Origin of the sequence: Persicitalea sp., assembly GCF_041751555.1 — a bacterium.
In the GTDB taxonomy this organism is placed as follows: Bacteria; Bacteroidota; Bacteroidia; order Cytophagales; family Spirosomataceae; genus Persicitalea.
The window spans coordinates 1-4,507 of the sequence record NZ_JBGSXF010000007.1; the positions used below are offsets into that span (position 1 = coordinate 1).

Sequence of the window (4,507 nt, forward strand, 5' to 3'; positions counted from 1 at the left end):
ACCTGAGTGGGCCGACCGGCCCGCCGCCGACACCAAAGAATGGCAGACGCGCCCGCGCCACGAACCCGGCAGCGTGTACGAATACAACGATGTGCGGGTAAATGCTCTGGCCCTTGCGGCTACGAGCGTCTGGCGGCGACCATTGCCGCAGGTTTTGCAAGAATACATTATGAACCCCATCGGCGCATCGAGTACCTGGCGCTGGGCAGGCTACCGCAACTCATGGGTTGTGCTGGACGGGCAGGCCGTACAGGTGGTCAGCGGTGGCGGGCACTGGGGCGGCGGCATGTTCATCAACGCCTACGACATGGCCCGATTCGGCCTACTTACAATGCATAAGGGAAAATGGAACGGTCAACAACTCCTTTCGGAGAAATGGATCGGGCAAGCCACTACCCCCACCCCGGCGCAGCCAACCTACGGCTACATGAATTTTTTCCTGAATCCCGACAAACAGTTCCTGCCGAGCGCGCCCACCACGGCCTTCGTCCACATCGGCAACGGCACCAATATGGTGTACGTCGATCCCGAACACGAACTCGTAATGGTCGTGCGCTGGCTGGACAATAAGGCGATGGATGGCGTGGTGAAGCGGCTGCTGGGTAGTTTGGATTAAAGTTCAGTCTTCCTTCTTCAAAATTTATATAGCAATTGCGCCTGCAACCCCATTTGGTAGTTTTTGTAAGAAATGACTTTTCCGTAGGGCAGAAAGCAAACGAAGTTGGGCTGTACGATCCAGGAAAAAATCATCGTTTAGTCGGTAATCGACGCCTATCCCCAACTTGGGGTAAGGGCGAATTCCATCGACCGTGTTGTCACTTTTCTTGCTCCCCTCGAATATTGTTACGGAATAAACATTTGTCAACGCACCCGCTGAAAGATAGGGCGATAGACGTTTGGAAGAAGTACGTAAGTTTAGCAGCAGAGGAATTTGAAAGCTGCGTACAGTACTGGCTGGAGTCCGAACTTGCGGGTCATTGGGTGATGCCGTAAGATCTGGATTCGTAGTGACGGTTGGCGATCCGAAGTTGATATTATTCAACAAAACCCCTGTACAGAACGACAATCTTTTAGAAATCCAATAACTGGCCATCAAACCTGCCGAATAGCCGTATCCGTTAGCCCTATACTGCAAGTCGACGGGCTTTGTCATATATCCATTACCAACAGGCAGATCAACATTCCATTCTGAATCGATATAATGAAAGTTCGGTGCGGCAATGACAGATATAGAAAATTTACTCTGCCCAAAAGCAATGTCGAGTGAGACGAACCAACTCATCCCAATTACAAGAATACCCAAAAAAGTTTTCATGAGGCGTAAGTCGTTTATGAATGAAAATCTCTTCCATAAAATTACAAAAAAACCTACCGTGCCGAATAATTCGGTGCCTCCTTCTGAATCATAATATCGTGCGGATGGCTTTCGCGGACGCCCGCGCTGGTAATTTTTACGAATGTTGCCTTTTGTAAGGCAGCGATGTCGCCCGCGCCGCAGTACCCCATGCCCGCTTTCACGCCGCCTACGATTTGGTACAGAATTTCGGATACCTTTCCTTTGAAAGGCACCCGACCCACAATGCCTTCGGGGACAAGTTTCTTCACGTCGTCTTCGGCGTCCTGAAAGTAGCGGTCTTTGGAGCCGTCTTCCATGGCTTCTACCGAACCCATGCCGCGGTACGCCTTGAACTTCCGGCCTTCGTAGATTACGATTTCACCAGGTGCCTCGTCAGTGCCCGCCAGCATCGAGCCAATCATAACTGTACTGGCTCCGGCGGCTAACGCCTTGGCGACATCGCCCGAGTAGCGGATGCCGCCGTCGGCGATGACCGGGATGTCGGTGCCTTGCAAGGCTTCGGCGGCGGATAGAACGGCAGACAGCTGTGGCACGCCGATGCCCGCGATGATGCGAGTGGTGCAGATACTACCCGGTCCGACACCTACTTTAACGGCATCCACGCCCGCTCCGGCGAGGGCGAGGGCGGCTTCGCCCGTGGCGATGTTGCCCGCAATCAAATCCAGATTAGGGAATTTCTCTTTGATGGAACGAGCCGCTTCGATCACGCCACGCGAGTGGCCGTGGGCGGTGTCGAGGCTTACCACATCCACACCCGCTTTGATTAGGGCTTCCACGCGCGGAATAAGGTCAGGCGTCACGCCGATGGCGGCTCCCACGCGCAGACGGCCGTACTGATCCTTACATGCCAGCGGGTGCGACTTGCGTTTCAAAATGTCCTTATAGGTGATGAGTCCGGTCAGGCGGTAGTTTTCATCGACGATCGGGAGTTTTTCAATCTTGTATTCCTGCAAAATCGACTCGGCATCATCCAGCGAAAGCCCCTCGGAGGCGGTGATGAGATTTTCGGTCGTCATGATTTCCGTGACCGGGCGGCCCAGGTCGCGCTGGAAACGGAGGTCGCGGTTGGTCAGAATGCCAACCAGTTTGCGATTTTTATCCACTACCGGAATGCCGCCGATCTTGAACTCGCGCATGATTTGCTGGGCGTCGCCGAGGTTGGCGTCCTCGCGCAGCGTGATCGGGTCGAGGATCATGCCGCTCTCGGAGCGTTTCACCTTACGTACCTGCTCGGCCTGGGCTTCCAGGCTCATGTTCTTGTGAATGATGCCGATACCCCCCTCCTGTGCCATCGCAATGGCCAGGTCGAACTCGGTCACGGTGTCCATCGCCGCCGAAATGAGCGGGATGTTGAGCTGGATGTTGCGGGTAAGCTGAGTGACGGTGCTGGTGTCGCGGGGAAGTACCTCGGAATAGGCGGGCAGCAGCAGGACGTCGTCGTAGGTAAGCGCCTCGTAGAGGACTTTGGCAGGAAAGTGGTTCATTGCAAATAATGTAGTAGTTATTTGCAGGGCAAAAGTAGATAGAAATATCTACGCCACCAACACCCGGACTTTCTTTATCCGCTTTTTGTCCGCCGATTGTATTTTGAACGTCAGGTTTTCGTAACTCACCTCCTCGCCCGTCCGGGGCAGTTGTGAGAAAAGTTCGAGCAGCAGACCGCCCAGGGATTCGCTGGCGCGGCGTACCTCCTCGAAGTAGTCGGGTTCCAAACCCAATATTTTACAAAAATCGTTAAGCAGCACTCTTCCTTCAAAAATATAGGTTCGCTCGTCAACCTGCGTGTATTTGATTTCTTCGGCTTCATCGTACTCGTCGTTGATATCGCCGAAGATTTCCTCAATGATGTCTTCCAGTGTGATAAGCCCATCGGTACCACCGTATTCGTCCACCACAATCGCCATGTGAACACGGCGGTTCTGGAATTCGTGCATGAGGTCGTCAAGTCGCTTGCTTTCGGGAATGAAATACGCTTTCCGAAGTAGTTTTTGCCAGGCAAAGTGCTCGTCGCGGTGCAAATGCGGCAGTAGATCTTTAACGTACAATATCCCTTCAACTGAATCGAGCGTGTCGTCGTAAGCCGGAATCCTGGAGTAGCCGGATTTATTGATTTTGTCCATCAGTTCGTGGAAGTCCAATTCCACATCCACGGCAGTAATATTGAGCCGGGGCTGGCTGGCCTGGCGGGCGGTCGTTTGTCCGAAAGTGGCGAGACCGCGCAGCAGGTCGCGCTCCTCTTCTGTTTCGGCTTCCGATTCGAGGTTTTCGGAGTTGCCATGTCCTTCGTCGGGCAGCAAAATCCCCCAAGCCTCTCCCAAGCGAGCCAAGAACGTGTTGACGGGCATCAGAAACTTCATCACAGGACGCACCAGGCCGTGTACTTTTTGGGTAAAGGCGGCGGCATGATGCCCGGCGTAAAACCGCACCAGGGCGTCGAGCCAGAGCCAGAGCGCCAAAACAACGAAAGCCAGCCAAACGTAAGGAGCAAATTCAGGATTTAGGGCGGCTTTCCAGGCCAAGTGTGCAGCCAGCAGAAACGCAACCAGCAAGGTCGTGCGTTGCAGGAGCGACAGAGTAAGTTTTTGGGAAGTATCCAACGCGGCATTTTTACGTTCCCAAAAGGGCTCCGGGATAGAGGTTACGGCGTAGGCTGCCCGTAGCGCCGAAAGCATCAGAGTAATCGCCAGCAGCACGACAAGGATCAGCAACTCTGGCCAAGCGTCCAAGATGAGGTCGAGAGGAGGAGATATGGCCACGAAAATGAGTTTTCGGCCAAATAAAGGCCACTCATTTTCCGGCCTGGGTCGGGACGGGTCGTCGTTGTCAGTTTCTTCGTCGTTCACGGGCGATAAGATCAAAATGGCAGATCGTCGTCATCGCCATCCGAAGCCAACGCAGGAGGAACGGGATCATCGGCTTTGGGAGCATTAGTCGGCGCAGGTGCATTGGAAGATGAGGCAGCAGCAGGTTCGGTGACTCCCGATTTAGCCGATTCTCCTGGTTCATCGTATCCTCCGCTACCCAAGCCGCTACTGCCCAGCATAGTCATGCTGTTTGCCAAAATGGAGATGCTGGTGCGAGCCTGCCCTTCTTTGTCTGTCCAGTTCTCGGTGCGGATTTTACCCTCCACATATACTTGATTGCCCTTAC

At 53.9% G+C, this 4,507-nt stretch carries 5 protein-coding genes; 1 reads left to right on the forward strand and 4 read right to left on the reverse strand.

The annotated features are described in order from the left end of the window. Positions 1–616: serine hydrolase domain-containing protein (locus tag ACEW8P_RS00285; protein WP_373511112.1), on the forward strand; the 616-nt coding region annotated here is incomplete at its 5' end. A 24-nt stretch (positions 617–640) separates the two neighbouring features. Here ACEW8P_RS00285 and ACEW8P_RS00290 read toward each other — a convergent pair. From ACEW8P_RS00290 to ssb, 4 genes are all read right to left on the reverse strand, one after another. Further along, the gene (locus ACEW8P_RS00290) at positions 641–1,315 is read right to left on the reverse strand and encodes a hypothetical protein (protein ID WP_373511113.1); all 675 of its coding nucleotides are present in this window, start codon (positions 1,313–1,315) and stop codon (positions 641–643) included. Between the two features lie 53 nt (positions 1,316–1,368). Further along, entirely contained in the window at positions 1,369–2,841 is a 1,473-nt protein-coding gene (guaB, locus tag ACEW8P_RS00295) for an IMP dehydrogenase (protein WP_373511114.1), read from the reverse strand. 48 nt (positions 2,842–2,889) lie between these two features. Beyond that, positions 2,890–4,200, reverse strand: a complete 1,311-nt coding sequence (locus tag ACEW8P_RS00300) for a transporter associated domain-containing protein (RefSeq protein ID WP_373511115.1) — start codon at positions 4,198–4,200, stop codon at positions 2,890–2,892. Between the two features lie 11 nt (positions 4,201–4,211). After that, on the reverse strand, positions 4,212–4,507 hold a 296-nt coding region (gene ssb, locus ACEW8P_RS00305), incomplete at its 5' end, for a single-stranded DNA-binding protein (protein ID WP_373511116.1).

Bases quoted from the DNA above. Each gene is read 5' to 3' on its own strand.
- ACEW8P_RS00290 (WP_373511113.1), bottom strand. From the start codon at position 1,315: ATGAAAACTTTTTTGGGTATTCTTGTAATTGGGATGAGTTGGTTCGTC.
- guaB (WP_373511114.1), bottom strand. From the start codon at position 2,841: ATGAACCACTTTCCTGCCAAAGTCCTCTACGAGGCGCTTACCTACGAC.